23 protein-coding genes are annotated in these 19,196 nt (G+C 64.6%); 13 read left to right on the top strand and 10 right to left on the bottom strand.

Features of this window, described 5'->3' with window-relative positions; genetic code table 11:
- The first annotated feature begins 78 nt into the window (after positions 1-78).
- Positions 79-2,133 (top strand): S9 family peptidase, encoded by a 2,055-nt coding sequence (locus ACWKWX_RS25540; RefSeq protein WP_483829243.1) that lies wholly within the window; start codon positions 79-81, stop codon positions 2,131-2,133.
- Between the two features lie 111 nt (positions 2,134-2,244).
- Complete coding sequence (locus ACWKWX_RS25535) at positions 2,245-2,715, top strand: cyclic nucleotide-binding domain-containing protein (RefSeq protein ID WP_416426521.1); 471 nt, start codon at positions 2,245-2,247, stop codon at positions 2,713-2,715.
- 123 nt (positions 2,716-2,838) lie between these two features.
- Here ACWKWX_RS25535 and ACWKWX_RS25530 read toward each other — a convergent pair whose 3' ends face one another.
- Entirely contained in the window at positions 2,839-3,117 is a 279-nt protein-coding gene (locus tag ACWKWX_RS25530; protein ID WP_483829242.1) for a hypothetical protein, read from the bottom strand.
- Between the two features lie 83 nt (positions 3,118-3,200).
- On the opposite strand from ACWKWX_RS25530, the gene ACWKWX_RS25525 reads away from it, so the two are divergent.
- The 4 genes from ACWKWX_RS25525 (at position 3,201) to ACWKWX_RS25510 (ending at position 5,326) form a co-directional block, all read left to right on the top strand.
- Positions 3,201-3,887, top strand: a complete 687-nt coding sequence (locus ACWKWX_RS25525) for a spermidine synthase (RefSeq protein WP_473004299.1) — start codon at positions 3,201-3,203, stop codon at positions 3,885-3,887.
- Between the two features lie 157 nt (positions 3,888-4,044).
- The gene (locus tag ACWKWX_RS25520) at positions 4,045-4,410 is read left to right on the top strand and encodes a YajD family HNH nuclease (protein WP_473004300.1); all 366 of its coding nucleotides are present in this window, start codon (positions 4,045-4,047) and stop codon (positions 4,408-4,410) included.
- A gap of 6 nt (positions 4,411-4,416) precedes the next feature.
- Positions 4,417-4,887: an RNA methyltransferase gene (locus ACWKWX_RS25515; protein ID WP_027977079.1), complete on the top strand. Its 471-nt coding sequence runs from the start codon at positions 4,417-4,419 to the stop codon at positions 4,885-4,887.
- A 64-nt stretch (positions 4,888-4,951) separates the two neighbouring features.
- Entirely contained in the window at positions 4,952-5,326 is a 375-nt protein-coding gene (locus ACWKWX_RS25510) for a YgaP family membrane protein (RefSeq protein ID WP_483829241.1), read from the top strand.
- 130 nt (positions 5,327-5,456) lie between these two features.
- Here ACWKWX_RS25510 and ACWKWX_RS25505 read toward each other — a convergent pair whose 3' ends face one another.
- Positions 5,457-5,906: a YcgN family cysteine cluster protein gene (locus ACWKWX_RS25505; protein WP_416426530.1), complete on the bottom strand. Its 450-nt coding sequence runs from the start codon at positions 5,904-5,906 to the stop codon at positions 5,457-5,459.
- Between the two features lie 179 nt (positions 5,907-6,085).
- On the opposite strand from ACWKWX_RS25505, the gene ACWKWX_RS25500 reads away from it, so the two are divergent.
- A complete protein-coding gene (locus ACWKWX_RS25500; RefSeq protein WP_416426531.1) occupies positions 6,086-6,679 on the top strand; it encodes a nitroreductase family protein in 594 nt (197 codons plus the stop codon).
- A 135-nt stretch (positions 6,680-6,814) separates the two neighbouring features.
- On the opposite strand, the gene ACWKWX_RS25495 is transcribed toward ACWKWX_RS25500, so the two are convergent.
- The 4 genes from ACWKWX_RS25495 to ACWKWX_RS25480 all read right to left on the bottom strand — a co-directional run bounded on the left by ACWKWX_RS25495 (position 6,815) and on the right by ACWKWX_RS25480 (position 9,962).
- Positions 6,815-7,747: a D-2-hydroxyacid dehydrogenase gene (locus ACWKWX_RS25495; RefSeq protein WP_416426532.1), complete on the bottom strand. Its 933-nt coding sequence runs from the start codon at positions 7,745-7,747 to the stop codon at positions 6,815-6,817.
- A 57-nt stretch (positions 7,748-7,804) separates the two neighbouring features.
- The gene (locus ACWKWX_RS25490; RefSeq protein WP_416426533.1) at positions 7,805-8,098 is read right to left on the bottom strand and encodes a YcgL domain-containing protein; all 294 of its coding nucleotides are present in this window, start codon (positions 8,096-8,098) and stop codon (positions 7,805-7,807) included.
- Positions 8,095-9,228 (bottom strand): ribonuclease D, encoded by a 1,134-nt coding sequence (gene rnd / locus ACWKWX_RS25485; protein WP_473004303.1) that lies wholly within the window; start codon positions 9,226-9,228, stop codon positions 8,095-8,097. Before rnd ends, ACWKWX_RS25490 begins: the two co-directional genes overlap by 4 nt.
- A gap of 83 nt (positions 9,229-9,311) precedes the next feature.
- A complete protein-coding gene (locus tag ACWKWX_RS25480; RefSeq protein WP_416427460.1) occupies positions 9,312-9,962 on the bottom strand; it encodes a class I SAM-dependent methyltransferase in 651 nt (216 codons plus the stop codon).
- A gap of 255 nt (positions 9,963-10,217) precedes the next feature.
- Here ACWKWX_RS25480 and ACWKWX_RS25475 point away from each other — a divergent pair, with 255 nt between their 5' ends.
- Entirely contained in the window at positions 10,218-10,484 is a 267-nt protein-coding gene (locus tag ACWKWX_RS25475; protein WP_416426536.1) for a hypothetical protein, read from the top strand.
- Between the two features lie 100 nt (positions 10,485-10,584).
- Here ACWKWX_RS25475 and yiaY read toward each other — a convergent pair whose 3' ends face one another.
- On the bottom strand, positions 10,585-11,733 hold the full coding sequence (gene yiaY / locus ACWKWX_RS25470; protein ID WP_416426537.1) for an L-threonine dehydrogenase: 1,149 nt from the start codon (positions 11,731-11,733) through the stop codon (positions 10,585-10,587).
- A 255-nt stretch (positions 11,734-11,988) separates the two neighbouring features.
- On the opposite strand from yiaY, the gene ACWKWX_RS25465 reads away from it, so the two are divergent.
- The gene (locus ACWKWX_RS25465) at positions 11,989-13,545 is read left to right on the top strand and encodes a glycosyltransferase family 39 protein (RefSeq protein ID WP_483829240.1); all 1,557 of its coding nucleotides are present in this window, start codon (positions 11,989-11,991) and stop codon (positions 13,543-13,545) included.
- Here the strand turns inward: ACWKWX_RS25465 and ACWKWX_RS25460 are convergent, their stop codons facing one another.
- Together ACWKWX_RS25460 and ACWKWX_RS25455 are read right to left on the bottom strand one after the other, a co-directional pair.
- Positions 13,546-14,238 (bottom strand): sensor histidine kinase, encoded by a 693-nt coding sequence (locus ACWKWX_RS25460; RefSeq protein WP_416426545.1) that lies wholly within the window; start codon positions 14,236-14,238, stop codon positions 13,546-13,548. It lies immediately after the preceding gene.
- Complete coding sequence (locus ACWKWX_RS25455; protein WP_416426546.1) at positions 14,235-15,839, bottom strand: response regulator; 1,605 nt, start codon at positions 15,837-15,839, stop codon at positions 14,235-14,237. The genes ACWKWX_RS25460 and ACWKWX_RS25455 overlap by 4 nt, the downstream gene beginning before the upstream one ends.
- A gap of 451 nt (positions 15,840-16,290) precedes the next feature.
- Between ACWKWX_RS25455 and ACWKWX_RS25450 the strand changes: the two genes are divergently transcribed.
- From ACWKWX_RS25450 to ACWKWX_RS25440, 3 genes are all read left to right on the top strand, one after another.
- Entirely contained in the window at positions 16,291-17,322 is a 1,032-nt protein-coding gene (locus ACWKWX_RS25450; protein ID WP_483829239.1) for a fatty acid desaturase, read from the top strand.
- Positions 17,323-17,543: 221 nt separating this feature from the next.
- Entirely contained in the window at positions 17,544-17,858 is a 315-nt protein-coding gene (locus ACWKWX_RS25445) for a type II toxin-antitoxin system RelE/ParE family toxin (RefSeq protein WP_416426548.1), read from the top strand.
- A complete protein-coding gene (locus ACWKWX_RS25440) occupies positions 17,851-18,231 on the top strand; it encodes an addiction module antidote protein (RefSeq protein ID WP_473004309.1) in 381 nt (126 codons plus the stop codon). The genes ACWKWX_RS25445 and ACWKWX_RS25440 overlap by 8 nt, the downstream gene beginning before the upstream one ends.
- A gap of 272 nt (positions 18,232-18,503) precedes the next feature.
- Here the strand turns inward: ACWKWX_RS25440 and ACWKWX_RS25435 are convergent, their stop codons facing one another.
- Positions 18,504-18,839 carry a hypothetical protein gene (locus tag ACWKWX_RS25435; RefSeq protein WP_483829238.1) on the bottom strand — a complete coding sequence of 112 codons (336 nt, stop codon included), beginning with the start codon at positions 18,837-18,839 and terminating at the stop codon, positions 18,504-18,506.
- A 117-nt stretch (positions 18,840-18,956) separates the two neighbouring features.
- On the opposite strand from ACWKWX_RS25435, the gene ACWKWX_RS25430 reads away from it, so the two are divergent.
- Positions 18,957-19,184: a helix-turn-helix domain-containing protein gene (locus ACWKWX_RS25430; protein ID WP_473004311.1), complete on the top strand. Its 228-nt coding sequence runs from the start codon at positions 18,957-18,959 to the stop codon at positions 19,182-19,184.
- The last annotated feature ends 12 nt before the right edge of the window (positions 19,185-19,196 follow it).

The following is a 19,196-nucleotide window of genomic DNA, read 5'->3' as shown; positions in this document are numbered from 1 at the left end:
ACTTTTCGCCGTGCAGGCGCCCCCCATGCCAAAAGGCCCGCCGGGCGCCGCCAAAACCTACTGCAAAGTGAGCCGCCCATGCCCCCATCAGCCACCGCCCCACGCGCCCCGATCGCCCGCAAGGCCGACGGCGCCGACCCGTACGCCTGGCTGCAGGAACGCGACAGCGACGAGGTACTGGATTACCTGAAGGCCGAAAACGCCTACCAGGAAGCACAACTGGCCGACCAGGCCGAGCTGCGCGAACAGCTGTTCGAGGAAATAAAGGGCCGCATCCGCGAGACCGACCTGTCCCTGGCCTCGCCCTGGGGCCCGTACCTGTACTACACCCGCACCACCGCCGGCGACGAATACGCCCGGCATTACCGCTGCCCGCGCCCGGCCGACGACAGCCCCACCGTGGATGAAAGCCGCGAAGAACTGCTGCTGGACCCCAACGCCCTGGCGGCCGGCGGCTTCCTGTCCCTGGGCGCGTTCAGCGTCAGCCCTGACCACCGCCTGCTGGCCTACAGCCTGGATACCAGCGGCGACGAGATCTACCGCCTGTACGTGAAGGACCTGACCAACGGTAGCGTCAGCGAACTGCACTTCGACGACTGCGACGGCAGCATGACCTGGGCCAACGACAGCCAGACCCTGTTCTTCGGCGAGCTGGACGACACCCATCGCCCGCACAAGCTGTACCGGCACCGCCTGGGCAGCGACGCCTGCGAGCTGGTGTTCGAGGAAACCGACGGCCGGTTCTTCCTGCACTGCTACCGCGCCAGCTCCGAGCGCCAGCTGATCCTGCTGCTGAACAGCAAGACCACCAGCGAAGCCTGGGTGCTGGACGCCAACCACCCCGAACAAGCCTTCCAGTGCCTGGCGCCACGGGTGGAAGACCACGAGTACTACCCCGACCACGGCCAGCTCGACGGCCAGTGGACCTGGTTCATCCGCAGCAACCAGGACGGCATCAACTTCGCCCTGCTGCAGGCCCCGGACGACGGCCAGGTGCCGACCCGCGAGCGCTGGCAGCCGCTGATCGGCCACCGCGACGACGTGATGCTCGAGGGCGTGACCCTCAACGCCCACGCTTTCACCCTGAGCCTGCGCGAGGGCGGCCTGCCGATCATCGAGGTGCACCCACAGGGCCTGGCGAGCTATCGCGTGCAGTTGCCGGACGCGGCCTACAGCCTGCACGTGTCCGACAGCCTGGAGTTCGTCAGCGCGCGCATCCGCCTGCGCTACGAGGCGCTGAACCGCCCGGCCCAGGTGCGCCAGTTGTTCCTGGCCACGGGTGAGCAGCAAGTGCTGAAGGAGACCCCGGTGCTGGGCCCGTTCGACGCCGATGCCTACGTGAGCCAGCGCCTGTGGGCCACCGCCAGCGACGGCACGCGCATTCCCATCAGCCTGGTGGCCCGCCGTGACACCCTGGGCCAGCCCACGCCGCTGTACTTGTACGGCTACGGCGCCTACGGCGAAAGCCTCGACCCGTGGTTCTCCCACGCGCGCCTGAGCCTGCTGGACCGTGGCGTGGCCTTCGCCATCGCCCACGTGCGCGGCGGCGGCGAGTTGGGCGAGGCCTGGTACCGCGCCGGCAAACAGGAACACAAGGGCAACACCTTCAGCGACTTCATCGCCTGCGCCGAGCACCTGATCGCCCAGGGCCTGACCAGCAGCAACCAGCTGGCCATCAGCGGCGGCAGCGCCGGCGGCCTGTTGATTGGCGCGGTGCTGAACCAGCGCCCGGATCTGTTCAAGGCGGCCATCGCCGAGGTGCCGTTCGTCGACGTGCTCAACACCATGCTTGACCCCGACCTGCCGCTGACCGTCACCGAGTACGACGAATGGGGCAACCCGGAAGAACCGGAGGTGTACGCGCGCATCAAGGGCTACGCGCCCTACGAGAACGTCAGCGCCCAGGCCTACCCCGCCACCCTGGTGGTGGCCGGCTACAACGACAGCCGCGTGCAGTACTGGGAAGCGGCCAAGTGGGTAGCACGCCTGCGGGCTACCCGCACCGACGACAACCTGCTGCTGCTCAAGACCGAGCTGGGCGCCGGCCACGGCGGCATGAGCGGCCGCTACCAGGGCCTGCGTGACGTGGCGCTGGAATACGGGTTCGTGTTCAAGGTGCTGGGCCTGGCCTGAACGGGAACTTTGCCTTGCCCTGATGTCTGAGTGACATCTTTCACATGCCAGCCGGTTCCTGCCGCCTACACTGGGAGGCAGGAACCGTGCGTATAACAAGACCGTGATGCCATGCCAGATCCGACCTACCTGAATAACGAAATCCGCGACATGCTGATGGACTGCGGGCTGTTCAATACCCTGCTGCCGGCCGACTGTGCCGCCGCGGCAGGCTATTTCATCATCACCAGCATCCAGCAGGGCGAGGAGATTTTCCACGAGGGCGACGCCGGCACCTTCATGTGCATCATTCACCGCGGCCTGGTGACGGTGCAGAAGACCGGCAACGGCGACCGGCCGGTGCCCGTGGCCACCTTGCGCAAGGGCGCCTTCGGCGAGATGGCGGTGCTCGACGGCGAGCGCCGCTCGGCCACCTGCGTGGCGGCCAGCGACTGCGTGCTGCTGAACCTGGGCAAGGACTCGCTGGAGAAGATGCTCAACGACTCGCCGAAAGTCGCCGCCAAGATCATTCGGGCCCTGGCGGTGGCGATGTCCAAGCGCTTGCGCATGGCGGATGGGCAGTTGTTGTCGCAGAACCCTTGACACGCTTGGCTACGTAGCCGCTGCCGCAGGCTGCGCTGGCCGGTGTGAACCCTGGGAATCTCCAGCGAGGCACAGGGCCAGCGCAGCCTGGCGGCAGCGGCTACGCAGGTGATGGGCCCGGAGTTATGGCGACGGCGGCTTGTTCGGCGATTCCATCGTTGGCAACGGCGCGTCCTTGGGCGGGCCCGGCAGCTCGATCGGCGGCAGCAACGGCGCGGTGCCGTTGCCGCCACCGGCCTTGGGCGTGATCGGCGTGCTGACCTGCGGGTAAGGGGTGGGCGTGGGCGTGCCCGGGGCACCGCTGCTGGGGGTGAGCACGTTGCTTGGCACGTCTTCCAACGCCTGGGCGCTGCCAATTCCCAGCGCAAGGGCGGCAATGCCCGATACAATAAGCGACTTCATCGATGGCGCCCTGCCTGTGGCTTGTCATGCCGCCAAGGCTACTCCCTGGCGCGCCCGCTGTCCCCTCCCCCTGCGAGATCCCCATGAAACGTTTTGTACTGCTGGACACCACGCCGATTCCTGACAACGGCGGCGCCCTGTGCCTGTTCGAGTACGGCGAGGATTTCGTCATCAAGATCCAGGGCGGCGACGGCGGCCAATTGATGAACACACGCATGCACGGTTCCGAAGACGCCCTGGCCGAGATCCCCTGCCGCAAGGTGGCCGGGCGGCCGAACTCGCGGGTGCTGATCGGCGGCCTGGGCATGGGCTTCACCCTGGCCTCGGCGCTCAAGCACCTGGGCAAGACTGCCGAGGTGGTGGTGGCCGAGCTGGTGCCCGGCGTGGTGGAGTGGAACCACGGCCCGCTGGGCGAAAAGGCCGGCATGCCGGTGCTGGACCCACGCACCACCATCGTCCAGGAAGACGTGGCCAAGGTGCTGCAGGCCGAGCCCCAGGGCTTCGACGCGATCATGCTCGACGTCGACAACGGCCCCGAGGGTCTGACCCAGAAGGCCAACTCCTGGCTCTACTCCATTGGCGGCCTGGCCGCCTGCGCCAAGGCGCTGCGGCCCAAGGGCATCCTGGCCGTGTGGTCGGCCAGCGCCGACCGCCAGTTCAGCGAGCGCCTGCGCAAGGCCGGTTTCAAGGCCGAAGAGGTGCAGGTGTTCGCCCACGGCAACAAGGGCACCCGCCACACCATCTGGATCTGCGAAAAGCTGAAGGGCTAAGCGCCGTAGCCGCTGCCGCCAGGCTGCGCTGGCCCGGTGGTTCACTGAAGATCTTCAGGGGCTCACACCGGCCAGCGCAGCCTACGGCAGCGGCTACGCGGGACTGGTTTTCGCGGTAGAATGCGGGCTGACCGTCATTATTTCCTGAGGTGAACCCATGAGTTCGTCCACGCCCCATACCGCCAAGCTCGACCGCATCCTGGCCGACGCCCAGCGCGAGCGCGAAAGCGGCTACCGCGACAAGGCCCTGAAGATGTACCCGCACGTGTGCGGCCGTTGCGCCCGCGAGTTTGCCGGCAAGCGCCTGAGCGAACTGACCGTGCACCACCGTGACCACAACCACGACAACAACCCCCAGGACGGTTCCAACTGGGAACTGCTGTGCCTGTACTGCCACGACAACGAACACGCCCGCTACACCGACCAGCAGTACTTCGGCGACGGCTCCCTGAGCACCCCGACCATTGCCAAGGCCACCCACAACCCCTTCGCGGCCCTGGCCGGGATGCTGAAGAAGGATTGACCCGGCGTGGCCAACAAGCGTTACAGCTGCATCGGTCTGTTCAACCCCAAATCCCCTGAAAACGTCGGCTCGGTAATGCGAGCCGCCGGCTGCTATGGCGTCAATTCGGTGTTCTACACCGGCAAGCGCTATGAGCGCGCACGGGATTTCGTCACCGACACCAAGCGCATCCACTACGACATTCCACTGATCGGCATCGACGACCTGCAGAAGATCATCCCCCTGGGCTGCACGCCGGTGGCGGTGGAACTGGTGGAAGGCGCACGGCCGTTGCCCGAGTACACCCACCCGGACCGCGCCATCTACATCTTCGGCCCTGAAGACGGCTCCCTGGACCAGAGCGTGCGCGACTGGTGCGAGGACACCATCTACATTCCCACCGAAGGCTGCATGAACCTGGCGGCGACGGTCAACGTGGTGCTTTACGACCGCATGGCCAAGGGCCTGAACACCCGCTCGGGGCCAAAATTCAAGTAAGCCGAGGGAACAGCGGCGGGCCGTGCCGGTCTGCTACTGAACAGCGCCCATCAGGAGAAGCATCATGAGCGACAACCAGCACCTGGAAGTCTTCGACACCATCGCCCGCCCTACCCCGTCCGCCGAGCACAACGTGCATGGCTGGGAACGTGCAGGGTCGGTGGCTACCGGCATCGTCATGGTGGGCAAGGGGCTGCGCCGCGGCGGGCTGTTCGGCCTGATCCAGGTGGCCATCGGCGGCGTGGCCCTGGCCCGCGGCCTCACCGGCCACAGCGCCACCAAGGCGCTGATCGAGCACAGCCGCCAGGAGTTCGATGGCGTGCGCGCGAGGATCGAACGGGCCGGGGAAGAGTTGAGCAAGCTGCAGGAAAACGCGGTGAAGGCCACCAAGACCGCGACCATCACCGGCGACACCGAACTCAAGTCCCCGAAGGCCTGACACCCACCTCGCTTGGGATTTTCCGTGCAGGTGATGGCCAGCGCAGCCTTCGGCAGCGGCTACGGGTGGTGTAGCCGCTGCCGCAGGCTGCGCTGGCCGTCATGAACACCACGAATGCCCAGCGTACACGTCAGCCTGCGCGGAAGATCAGGTAGTCTTCCCAGTCATCCTCGTCCACGTCCTTCTCGCTGATCATCCGGCCGGACTGCGAGATATGCTTCTTGTGCACCTTCTTGCGGTCGCCGCTGACCAAGTGGTGCCAGTTGGGCAGGTCCTTGCCCTCGCTGACCAGGCGGTAGCCGCAGGTCGGCGGCAGCCATTTGAATTCGTCCGCCTGCCCCGGCGTCAGCTGGATGCAGTCCGGCACCTTGGCCTTGCGGTTGGGGTAGTCGGTGCACTGGCAGGTCTTGAGGTCCAGCAGCTGGCAGGCGATGCGCGTGTAGTAGACGCTGTTGTCTTCCTCGTCCTCGAGCTTCTGCAGGCAGCACAGGCCACAGCCGTCGCACAGCGACTCCCATTCAACCGGGTTGAGCTGGTCGAGGGTCTTGGTCAGCCAGAAGCGATCGACGTTTGCGGGCATGGAGCGGTTTTCCTGTCTCTGAATTCATTTCCACCGGCAGCCGGTGGAAAACGCCGCCAGTCTAGTGCCGGGCGAGCCCCAGGCCAAGCGCGGACGACATCCGGTCAACACTTCACTTGTCAGCCGGGGCCGTGGCGCAGTAGTTTCGCTGTTTTCCGCACACTTCACAGGAAGCGTCCATGAGTGCCAACCCCCGTATCGCCGAGCTCGGCATCAACGAGCAGTTCATCAACCGCTGGTCACCGCGCGCCTTCAGCGACGAGACCATCTCCGAGGAAACCCTGCTCAGCTTCCTCGAAGCTGCGCGCTGGGCGCCGTCGGCCTACAACTCGCAGCCTTGGCGCTTCCTGTACGCGCGCCGCGGCACGCCGAACTGGGAACGCTACCTGGGCCTGCTGAACGAGTTCAACCGCAGCTGGGCGCAGCACGCCTCGGCGCTGGTGATCATCATCTCGAAGACCACCTTCACCGCCCCGGGCGCCAGCGAGGAAACCCCGGCGCTGTGGCACACCTTCGACACCGGTTCGGCCTGGGGCCACCTGGCGCTGCAGGCCAGCCTGAGCGGCTGGCACACCCACGGCATGGCCGGTTTCGATAAGGAACTGACCCGCAAGGAACTGAAAGTACCGGAAGGCTACGAGCTGCACGCGGCCATTGCCATCGGCAAGCTGGGCGACAAGGCCAGCCTGGCCGAGCACCTGCAAGCCCGTGAAACCCCAAGCCCGCGCCGCCCGCTGAGCGAGCTGGCCGCTGAAGGTGATTTCACCCTGTAACGCTGCCACCCCACCCTGTAGCCGCTGCCGAAGGCTGCGCTGGCCCGCGTGAGCACTGGAGATATCCAGCGAGGCACATGGCCAGCGCAGCCTGGCGGCAGCGGCTACAAGGCTAAGGCGCGCGCCCGAGGCTACTCAATACCCGCGGGTGAAGTCCACCTCACCACGCAACGGCTGCTTGCCGTTGTACGCCGCCAGGTTCTCGACAAACAACCGCACCATCGCCTGCGGCGAAGTGGGCGCCGAGCTGTGCCCGGTCAGCAACAGGCCCCAGGCCGTCCAGAACGGATGACGCTGCGGCAGCGGCTCCTGCCGGCACACATCGATCACCGCACCGGCCAGGTGCCCCTGTTTCAACGCCTCCACCAGGTCGGCATCGACCACCGCCACGCCGCGCCCGGCGTTGATGAACAACGCCTCGGGGTTGAAGCGTGCGAACAGCGCCGCGTCATAGATATCCTGGGTAGCCGGGGTGTCGGGCAGCAGGTTGAGCACGTAGTCCACCTGCCCCACCTTCTCGCCCAGCGCCTCCATGCCCAGCACTTCGACGAACGGTGCCTGCTGCCGCGGGCTGCTGGCGATGCCATACAGGGTCACGCCAAACGGCCGCAGGAACTCGGCCACGCGCTGGCCGATGTCACCGGCGCCAACGATCAGCACCCGCCGGCCTTCCAGGCTGTGGCCAGGGCGTGGGTCCCACTTGCGCTCGACCTGGCTGACCAGACGCGCCATGACCTCGCGCTCGTGGCCCAGCATGTAGGTCAGCATGTACTCGGCCATCACCTGGCCAAAGATGCCCACCGCGCGGGTCAGGCGGTAATGGCGTGGCAGCCCGTGCATCAGCAGCGGCGTAATGCCCGCCCAGGTCGATTGCAGCCACTGGGGCTTGTGCCCCTGGCGCAACAGCGTGGCCAGCAGGTCGGGCTGGCCCAGCCACACCGGGCAATCGGCAGCCAGCTTCGACAGTTCGGCGGAGTCGCCGCTGGTCAGCACGTCCAGCTCGGGCGCCGCTTCACGCAACAACCGTGCGTAAAGGGCATGATCCTGTTCGGCAATCAGAACACGCATGCTAGTAAAACCCTTGAAAACCCCACCTGCGCCAGGCGCGACTGCGGGGTGTAGCGGTCAGACCGGATCGTTGCGACGCAACAGCTCTTCGGGCAGGTGCTCGATGTATTCCTCTTCGGGCGGCGGCATCTGCAGGTGGTAACCCTGGCTGTCGAGGTTGGCCAGCACCTGGGTGATGTCCTCGCGGGCCAGGGCGCGCTCGGGGCTCAGCACCAGGTCGAAGGCGTGCACGGGCTTGCCGAACACGGTCAGCAGGCCCTCGGGCACGCGGGCCAGGGCGTCGCTCTTGAGCACGTAGAGGTACATCTCGTTCTTGCGCGGGCTTTTGTAGATGGAGCAAATGCGTTTCATGGTGTCTCTCCTGCGCTGGCCAGGGCCTGGAGCAGGGCCGGGCCCATGAGCTCGCGACGCCAGCCGCGCAGTGTGTCGGGCAATTGATAGGGACCGTTGGGGTAGCCGCTCTTGAGCAGCGCTTCCAGGGTCTTCTTGCGCAGCATTACCTCGGGGGCAATGCCCAGGCGCTCGCCTTCGGCCTGGCCGATGGCACGCAGCTGCTTGAGGATGCCGGCGGCTTCCAGCGGCAGCGGCTCGGGCAGGGCCGGCGGCCACTGGTCGGGCGGCACGCTGCCGGCGTCCTTGATCAGCTTGAGCAGGAACTCGCCGTCCTGGCGCACGGTGCGCGGGTGCATGTCCTCGATCTTGGCCAGGGCTGCCAGGTTATCCGGCTGGGTGCGGGCCAGGGGCCATAGGGAATGCTCACGCACGATGCGGTTGCGCGGCAGGTCGCGGGCGCGGGCCTCGCGCTCGCGCCAGGCGCACAGCTCGCGCAGCACGGCCAACTGCTGGCGCGACAGCTTCCAGGCCAGCTTGGCCTCGCGGTAAACCTCGTAGGGGTCCACTTCGCGGCGCAGCTGGGCGACCAGCTCGCCGCCGTCTTCCAGCACCCAGGCGTACTTGTCGTCGGACAGCTGCGGGCGCAGCTTTTCGTAGACCTCGGCCAGGTGCACGGCGTCTTCGGCGGCGTAGCTCACCTGGGTTTCGGACAGCGGGCGCTGCAGCCAGTCGGAGCGGGTTTCGCCCTTGGGCAGCTCGATGTCGAGCACCGCCTGCACCAGGCGCGAGTAGCCCATGGAGAAGCCCAGGTTCAGGTAGGCGGCGGCCAGTTGCGTGTCGAACAGTGGCGCGGGCAGGCTGCCGGTCAGGCGCAGCAGCACCTCCAGGTCTTCACTGCAGGCGTGCACCACCTTGATCACGTCGGGGTTTTCCAGCAGCTGGGCCAGGGGCTGCCACTGGGTGATGGTCAATGGGTCAATCAGCCACGCGCACGCGCCATCGCCGATCTGGATCAAGCCGGCTATCGGGTAAAAGGTGTCGACCCGCATGAACTCGGTGTCGAGTGCAACGTACGGCAGACGCTGCCACTCGGCGCATTGCCGGGCCAGGCTGTCGTCGTCGCGAATCCAGTGAATATCGATGGCCACAAGGCTCTCCCCTGAAGAATGGCGCGCAGTATATATCGACCCCGACGTTTACTGGGCATTCCATCGATGCAGGAAGCGACCTTTCAACCCTTGCGCAGCACGTAGGTGCGCCACATGGCGATGCCGGGGATCAGGTCATGATGGGCCACTATCTCGAAACCTGCCTGGCGAAACTCGTGCTCGATCTGTGCCCGCGCCACCACGAAGCGGTGCTGGCGCGCCGGCCCCGCACGCCGCTGCTCCATGCGCCGGCGCCGCCAGGCACGGTAGTTGCCGTCCACCCATAGGGAAATGATCACCGTGTCGCGGCTGACCCGGTGGAACTCGCGCAGGATGCCCAGGCGCTGCTCGTTGTCCGACACGCGGTGGAACAGGCCCATGCAGAAGATGCAGTCGACGGCGTTGCTGCCCAGGGTGATGGCGTCCACCGAGGCCTCGAGCGGCGTGATGCGCGCTGCCAGCGCCGGGTCGAAAGCGCCCATGGCGCGCCCCAGGCCTTCGGCATTGTGCCCGCCCGCCAGGATCACGCGGTTGGCGTGCTCGGTCAGCACCGGCCAGAACCGCCCACCGCCGCACGGCAGGTCCAGCACCAGCCCCGGTTCGCCCGCCGAATGCAGCGAATGGCGCACCAGCTGCGCCTCGCGCCAGTACGCCAGGCGCGCGCCCAGGCTGGCAGGCGCGGGGCGGCCCAGGGCCAGGGAGAGGTCGCGCTCAGCAGGGGTCGAGGGTGGCAAAGGCATGAAGCGCAACTTCCCGAAGGGATAAGGTAGGCCTGTACGTTAAGGGTGGACCAGTTAAAGTCCGGTCAACCCATTGTGAAAAAAATGTCACGAAATGAAGGTCTGTCGATTGCTTCAGTGCTTCGCGACTGCCTGCGTCGTTGTAGTGTTTTTGAAACACCTGGCCCCCTGCCGGGGTCGTACCTGTGAATCGAGGCTATTCTCTAGAAGTCTCAACCTAGGCCCACTACCCCTGCGGAGATGACGAACATGCCGGTCAAACACAATCTGTTCGAGGACTTGAAACTTACACGCGAAGAGGTCGAAACCCGCAGGAAAGGCGATGACAGGCTCAGCAAGCTGCTGGACGACTACCACGCCATCGATGCAGACGTACTGAAGGCCGAATCCGCCGCCGCGCCGGACGACGACGTGAAGAAGCTCAAGGAAAAACGCCTGCTGGCCAAGGACCGCATCGTCCAGCAGCTGGAATACCCCGGCACCCAGGGCGCCGGCAACGGCTTCGACAAAGCCTGACTTCCCCTCCCCCGTAGCAGCGGCCCCAGGCCGCGTCCGAGCCACCGCGGTGCCCGGGACGCGGCCTGGGGCCGCTGCTACGTAGAACGGTGCCTTCCTCTTACATCGCCGTGCGGAAAATCTCCTCGATCTCGCCTTGGCTCGCCGTGCGCGGGTTGGTGAAGCCGCACGCGTCTTTCATGGCGTTGGCCGCCAGGGTGGGGATGTCGTCGGCCTTGGCGCCAAGCTCGGCCAGGCCACGGGGGATGCCGATGTCGGCCGACAGCTGGCGAATGGCGGCGATGGCGGCGGCCGCACCCTTTTCGTTGTCCAGCCGCTGGGTGTCGACGCCCATGGCGGTGGCCACGTCTTTCAGGCGGCCGGGGCACACGCTGGCGTTGAAGCTTTCCACGTGGGGCAGCAGCACTGCGTTGCAGACGCCGTGAGGCAGGTCGTAGAAGCCGCCCAGCTGGTGGGCCATGGCGTGCACGTAGCCCAGGGAGGCATTGTTGAACGCCATGCCGGCCAGGAACTGGGCGTAGGCCATGTTCTCCCGCGCGGTCATGTCCTCGCCCTGGGCCACGGCGGTGCGCAGGTTGGCGGAAATCAGCTCCACCGCCTTCAGGGCGCAGGCGTCGGTGATCGGCGTGGCGGCGGTGGACACGTAGGCTTCCACGGCATGAGTCAGCGCGTCCATGCCGGTGGCAGCGGTCAGGCCCTTGGGCATCTTGGCCATCAGCGCCGGGTCGTTCACCGACAGCAGCGGCGTAACGTTGCGGTCGACGATGGCCATTTTCACGTGGCGTGCTTCGTCGGTGATGATGCAGAACCGGGTCATCTCGCTGGCGGTGCCGGCCGTGGTATTGATGGCGATCAGCGGCAACTGCGGCTTGGCCGACTGGTCCACGCCTTCGTATTCGCTGATGTGGCCGCCGTTGGTGGCGCACAGGGCAATGCCCTTGGCGCAGTCGTGAGGCGAGCCACCGCCCAGGGAAATGATGAAATCGCTGCGCGACTGCTTCAGCGCGGCCAGGCCTTTCTCGACATTGCCCACGGTAGGGTTGGGCTGCGCGCCGTCGAAGACGGTGGCATTGATGTCCTGCTCGGCCAGCAATGCGGCCACTTTTGCAGCCACCCCGGCCTTGGCCAGGCCAGCGTCGGTGACGATCAGGGCGTTGCGGAAACCATACTTGCGAATGGCCACTACCGCCTCGTCGAGGCTGCCGATACCCATCATGTTCACGGAGGGAATGAAGAAGGTGCTGCTCATGATTGATCCTCTTTTATTGTGGTTGGCCCAGGGCCGGGCCGAGGTTGCGGTTCATCAGGCGAGCTGTGTGCGAGGTCAATGCTAGGCGCGGGGCGGCGGGGGAAGAATGGTGCTTTGGGGGGGATGGAGGGGGTGCTTTGGTAGTAGGTGGGCGCCGACGCAATCCCATCCACAACCCTCCTGCCGGCTGCTACGATACCCCTCACCAAAAGAACAAACCGGCGCGATCTTTGTAGTCTCCCGGATGGAGGAAAGATGACCGCCCAGAATGACCATCCGCTGACCGAGCTGCACCGCCTGCCCCGCAATCCCTGGCTGCAGAAGCTGGCCAACGCCCCCGCCGGGCTGTGGTTCTGGCCGATCATGCTGCTGGCCACGGTGGCGCGGCTGTACCAGCTGACCGCCTCGGCGATCTGGTGCGACGAGGGCTCGAGCCTGGTGATCAGCCAGTACGACCCCGCGCAGATCTGGCTACACGCCGCCCACGACGTGCACCCGCCGCTCTATTACCTGGTGTTGCATGGCTGGATGTCGCTGTTTGGCAACGGCATGTTCTCGATTCGCGTCATCAGCGCCCTGCCCGGCATCGCCAGTGTGGGCCTGGGCGTATGGCTGCTGCAGTTGACGGCTGGCCGGCGGGCGGCGCTGCTGGGCGGAGTGATGCTGGCGCTGCTGCCGATTGCCGTGCACTACAGCCAGGAAATCCGCATGTACCCGCTGATGGGCATGTGGCTGCTGGGCGCCACCCTGGCGCTGGTGCATTGGGCCAGGCAGCCGCACCAGCATCGCTACCTGGTGATCTACGCGCTGCTGATGGCCGCCAGTTTCTACACCCATTACTTCACCAGCCTGTGCGTGCTGGCCCACTGGGCGTGGCTGGCGCTGCTGCGCGGCCATGGCAACCGCCTGGTGCAGCGCCCGGCGTGGTGGCTGGCCAACGTCGCCATCGTCGCCCTGTACGCCCCGTGGATTCCCAGCCTGGTCGGCCTGGTGCAGCACCTGCCCGAGCTGGAAGCAGGCAACGATGTCGGCTGGATTGGCGCGGTGACCCTGGGTTCGCTGCCGTCGATGGTGTGGCAGTACCTGATCCTCAGCGACGGCTTCGACCTGCCGGTGGCGCTGTTCATCAGCGTGCCGGTGCTGCTGGCGGCCATTGTGTTCTGGGTGCTGTGCACCGACCGCCACGCCCTGCGCCTGCCGTCGATGCTGGTGATCTACTGCGTGCTGCCGCTGCTGCTGATCTTCCTCATCTCGTTCAAGACGCCGCTGCTGGTGGACCGCTACATGATGTTCTCGGCGCTGGCCCTGCCGCTGGTGCTGGGCGTGGCGGCCGACCGCCTGGCGCGCCATTCGCGGCCCCTGGCGATGGTTGCGGTGCTGGCCTACGTAGCCCTGCAGGGCGTAGGCCTGCAGCGCAACTATGACGTGGACGATGATCAGTTCGACAAGATGGTGGACTTCGTCAACCAGCGCTTCCAGCCCGGCGACCGCATCGTGGTCAGCGACCTGTTCTGGTATTTCGGCTACCTGTACTACAACACCACCGACACCGAGCCGCTGCTGTACACCCCGGCCAAGCCCGACGGCAGTTCGGGCCGCCCCACCGACTACGGCTTCGGCAACCTGGTGGACGAACGCGCCGACCACATCTACGTCGACGCCCTGCAGCAGCTGCCCGCCGACCACCAGCGGGTATGGCTGATCAGCGGCACTGGCGACGTCGACGACTTCGCCTCGATACCCGCCCAATGGCGCAAGGTCGACCAGAAGGTGGTGGGCGACACCGAGGCGCGGCTGTACGAGCGCCCCTGATCAGGGCAGGTAAAGCTTGAAGTTGCCGCCGCCCAGGCTGCCGCCGTTGCTCAGTTGCACGTGGCCCAGCACGCCGTTGCGCTCATGGCGCTCGGCGATGCGCGCGGCGAAGTACAGGCCCAGGCCAGTGCTGCCGCTGACCGGGTTGATACCCTGCACGTAGGCCGACTGCGACTCGATCAGGGCCGGTGGGTAGCCAGGGCCGTCGTCGTTGACGCTGATCACCAGCTGGCCGTCTTCCTCGGCTGCGGTGATATGGATGGCCTCGCGGGCGAAGCGGATGCCGTTGATGATGACGTTGGCGACCACCGACCCCACCAGCTCGCGGTCGAAGAAGCCTAGCGGGCACAGCACGTCCACGTCATAGCTGGCACTGATGCCGCGGCTGGCCAGCACTTCCTGGTGCCAGGCCAGCTGCGACTCGATGAAATCGTCCATCTCGTGGTATTCGGGGCGCAAGGGCAGCTGGTTGACGCCCAGTTTGTACAGGCCCAGCAGCTGCACCATCATGCCGTTGAGGTTGGCGAACTCGTAGTCGATCACCCCGCGCTCGGCGTTTTCGCGCTGGGCCGGCGGCAGGCTTTGCGACCATTTGCCGTGGGCGGTCATCACCGAAGCCAGGGAGTTTTTCATGTCATGCACGATGGAGGCGATGACCATGGAGAAATCCAGACTTGCCTTGTCGTCACTCATGCACCAAACGCCCTGTTACGCAGTTTCTGATAGCGCTCGAAGCGCGCGTCGCTCTCGGGCATGTGGCCTACCATCCGCAGGGCCTCGCGGCACTCGGCCAACCCCGCCGCGGTAATCGGCACGCCCTTGGCGTGCAGCAGGCCCTGGGCCAGGTTCAGGGCGATACTGATGTTCTTCGGCTGCAGGGCCATGGCCTTGCGGAACAGCGCCTGGGCCTCGGCGAAGCGGCCTTCGCGGTAGGCGCGCACGCCCTCCTGGTTGACGTCGATGGCCACCTTGTTGGCCCCCAGGATCGCGGGGTCATCGGTCTGCTTGGCGATGTTCTGCATCACCGCCGGGTCGTCGCCATAAATTTCCGCGCAGCTCTTGAGCACGCCCACGCCGGCGTCGGCCTGCCCAAGGTTCTGCAACTGCGCGGCCACCGACAGGGCGGCCTCGGCGCTGAGGAACTGGTCCATGTCCTGCAGGCGGCCCACGGCCTCCTCGGCCAGCTTGGCCGCGGCCTCCGGGTCGGAACGCTGCAGGCTGGTGGCCTTGATCAGGCGGGTGCGCACCTGGATGCCCTGATCGTCGCCGTTGTCCTTGGCCACGTCCATCAGGGTCTGGTTCAGCTCCACGCGGCTGCGTGCGTCGAGGCCGGCATCGCCGCCCTTGTTGATCAGCGCCTGGGCGAAGCCGAGGTTGGTTTCCGGGTTCTTGAAGCGCGAATACTGGCCCTGGTTGACCGCCTGGCGGTAGGCACGGGACGAGGTGTCGAAATCCTGGTTCTCCATGGCCAGCTTGCCCAGCAGGCTCTGCCGGCGCACGGCCAGCGGCGATAGTTTCACCGCGTCTTCCAGCACCTGCTGCGCACGCTTGCCGTCGTTGCGTGCCACCAGCACCTCGGCCAGGCCGTCGTACAGCGCCGGCAGCATGGGGAAGGTCTTCAGCGCGCGCTCGTACACGTCCTGGGCTTCGGCCAGCTTCTTGCGCTTGAACAGTTGGCTGCCGAGCAACCCGAATGCCCACGGCGTCGGGCGGTCGGCCAGGATGGTCTTGAGGAAGGCCTCCAGCGGCTCATGCTGGTTCAGGTCACGCAACGCCTCGGCCTTGTAGCGGTGGCACAGCGGCGCATAGCGGGCGTCTTCCTGGGTGAGACGCGTGCAGGCGGCCAACACCTCCATCGGCAGCTTCTTGTCCAGCGCCTGCAGGATCGGCTTGAGCAGCGTCTTGCGCTGCACCAGCTTCTCCAGGCGCTGGGCCAGGCCGGCGCGGTTGAACGGCTTGGTCAGGTAGGCGTCGGGCTCCCATTCCAGGGCGCTCATCACCATGGCCTGGCTGTTCTCGGCGGTCACCATGATGAACACGCTCTCGTGGCTGAGCAGCTTGTCCAGCATCAGGTCTTCGAGCACCTGCTGGCCGTTCTTCTTGCCGTCGCCCAGGTTGAAATCGTGCAGCACGAAGTCGTAGCGCTTCTGCGCGCACGCCTTCAGCGCCTGTTCGCCGGTGTCCGCCGTGTCCACGTCCTTCACGCCCAGCTCGCGCAGCATGGAACGCACCGAGCTGCGGAAGTCGGAGAAGTCATCGACGATAAGAAACGATTTTTGGTTGTACGCCAGCATTCGCGATCCCGTCAGGGGAGTGAATATGAGCCCGTGGGGGCTATCCAATACGTGGGCTATCGGCATGGGCGGAATTTTCTAGAGGGTGTGCACCCCATGAAAACCGCGCGTTGGCCCGGGTGTGGGACCGCTGGAACGCCTGCGGGGTCACACCATATTGCCACCATACAGCCACCAGCAATACTGGCCGCGGCCGATTGCCACACGGGTAAAAAGGTAGGCCAGGATTGCCGGGGCGTCTTGCCGGCCTCGTGCAACTTTTGCCTCAAGACACCCCTATTTGAAATAACCCGAACAGACTCAATGGTTAGTTTAATCATTCCAAAATAAACATATACGAATAACCTGCCGCTAAATAACAGTAATAGCGCATTGAAAATAATGTGCGCCATTACTCATTTTCTGACAATTAAATTTTATCCGCCCCTCCTGCACGATGAGGTAATGCATCATGCACGCAACAATAGAACGCACCACTGATATCAACTTGCGGATCTTTGATATCCGCCAACGCATCATGGCGCAGTGTGCGGAACTACGCCGCCGCCATCCGCTGTTGAATCATCAGGACGCCTTGGGGGCCAGCGTGCTGCTCGCTGCCGTGGCGGCGATAGCAGGCACCGCGGGGCTTTATCTGGGCGGGTATATACCCTGGTGGGCCTGCATCATCGCGAACGCGTTCTTCACCTCGTTCACCCACGAACTGGAGCATGACCTGCTCCACCGCCTCTACTTCCGCAGTCGGCCCGTGGCGCAGCACCTGATGATAGCGCTGTCCTGGCTAACCCGCCCCACGGCCATCAACCCCTGGGTGCGGCGGGAGCTGCACATCAACCACCACAAGGCTTCGGGCACCGATACCGACCTTGAAGAGCTGACCCTGTCCAATGGCACACCCTGGGGAATACTGCGAGGGCTAATGGTCAGCGACCTGATGATTGGCGCGGCGGTGATGGTTACGCGTGCCAAGACATGGCGTGAACGCAAACAGCTGCTCGATACTGGCTTGAAAGCCTATTTACCGCTCACCGCACTGACGTGGGCAGCCTGGTATGTATTCCTCGGTTTTCACCTTATTCAAGGCATCGGTTATTTATCTGCACTACCGTTCCACTTCTCCACCTCATCGCTGAATGCCATGCAATGGCTCGATGCTGTGGTAGTAATCATTATCGCCCCCAATATCCTGCGTAACTTCTGCCTGAACTTCATCACCTCGAACATTCATTACTATGGCGATATAAACCCCAAGGACCTTACCCAGCAAGTGCAGGTGCTCAACCCCTGGTGGCTGTGGCCGCTGCAGGCGTTCTGCTGCAACTTCGGGGGCACCCACGTGATTCACCATTTCGTGGTGATGGAGCCGTTTTACATCCGCCAATTGAGCGTGTCGGCGGCGTACCGGGCGATGCGGGAGAACGGGGTCAGGTTTAATGATTTTGGGACGTTTGGGCGGGCTAATAGATGGGAGCCCAACGCGTGACTCAACCTATGGGGTGAGCCAGGCTCACCCCAATTTTTCAGAGGCACTTAGATTGCGCAGCGCCGACTCAGAAAGGTCCCACCCCAAAATAGCCACTGTCCTAACGACATCCCCTCACGCCTGCTCATAAAGTCCCCTGCTTCAACCACCCTCGCCCCGCTCGCCTCCCATGCGCTCAAACGATCGACAAAGGCGTAGCCGTTCGGATACAGTAAAAGCTGATGAGTCAATACACGATAAGGACGACAATACAGTTCGATTCCTGGCTTTCCAACCTGAAGGACCGTAATGCCAGAGGTGTCATAATCAGACGCATAGAGCAGGCAGAAAACGGCAATTGGGGCGACTGCGCATCTGTCGGCGCAGGAATCAGCGAAATGCGCGTATTTGTGGGGCCGGGCTACAGGATCTATTTTGCCCGCTTCGGCACAATCCTTTACATGCTGCTCAATGGCAGCGACAAGGCCGATCAACACCGCGCCATAAAAGCAGCCAAACTTATCTTGGCCGAACTCCAGGAGCAGCCACATGGCTAAATCCAAGCCTTTTGATCCGGAAGATATGCCAATCATCTCCATCGCCGAATCCAGCACAATCCCGTTCGAAGCGTCACGCTACCTGGATAACGACGAAACCATCAGCGCCTACCTCTCCGCCAGCCTGCAAGAGGCTGACCCAAACGCGTTTTTGAAAGCCTTGTCGCAAGTCGCCAAGGCAAGAGGGATGACGCAGTTGGCGAAGGAGACCGGATTGAGCCGGGAAAGCCTGTATAAAGCGCTGCAGGAAGGCGCAAAACCTCGATACGACACCGTGTTGAAGGTTATCGGTGCGCTGGGCTTGCAATTGACGGCACAGCCAAGCACTTCCGGCACAGCGACCACCGTCTTTCATCCCCCCCAAAGACCGTAGCGCCAGCGGCGTTCGCCTTGAGGTCATCCGTAGGAGACGGTCTTGGCCGCGACAGCGCCAACTTGAGATTGCCGCGACAGGCTTTGCAGCCGCTGCCGTAGGCTGCACTGGCCTTGGTCCACACTGAAAATCTTCAGCGTACTCGCGGGCGAGCGCAGCCTGGCGGCAGCGGCTACAACGCCCCCCTATAGCAGCGGCCGCAGGCCGCGTCATTGGCGCCGCGGTGGGCCAGGCATACCTTGCATGCAGCCTGACGCCGCCTGCGGCAGCTGCTACGGGTGCTGGGCCGCCCGTGCGCGCTTTGCCGCCACGGCCCTGTCCAGGGTCAGGTTGGCACAATCGATGAAGATGTACGCCAGGTAGGTCAGCGCCTCTTCGTCATGAAGCTCGCCAGCCCGGGGATCCAGCCCCAGCAGCCGACGGTTGCGTTCGGGCAGTTGCTTCCAGCCGTCGAGCAGGAAGCTGTGCAACGCATCGACAATGCGTTGGCGGGAATTGAAGCAGCGGGGCGACATCCGGGTGCCGGGCTTGCGTTTGATCGAGCGGGCGGCGGGTGGGCGTTTAAATGGGCGTGGGGTGCGGGGGAAACGGGGGGCTTGGCGGTCCATGACCTGATCCTCTCTGCCTGAGATACATTGAGAGTCTATCCTAAAGCAAATATCCCATTTTGGGATAATCCTAAAATAGGTTTATTGAAGGTGTCGACTCCCCGAATCGGCAATCTCATGAAAACCATCTACAAGGAACGGTACCAGCAGCTGCTCATGCTGCTGGTGGAGGCCAGAAAAACGGCCGGACTGACACAGGCGCAGGTTTCGGCGCTGCTCGATAGACCGCAGTCTTTCATTGCGAAGGTAGAGAACGGCGACAGGCGCCTGGATGTGATTGAATTCATGGTGCTTTGCCAGGCGCTCGGGCAATCGCCGGAGAACATCATCACGCGAATTTCATGACGGGCATGTAGC

The sequence above is a fragment of the Pseudomonas imperatae genome, assembly GCF_057128625.1.
The sequence above is the reverse complement of the archived record's forward strand: the minus strand, read 5'-3'. Positions and strand labels throughout refer to the sequence as shown.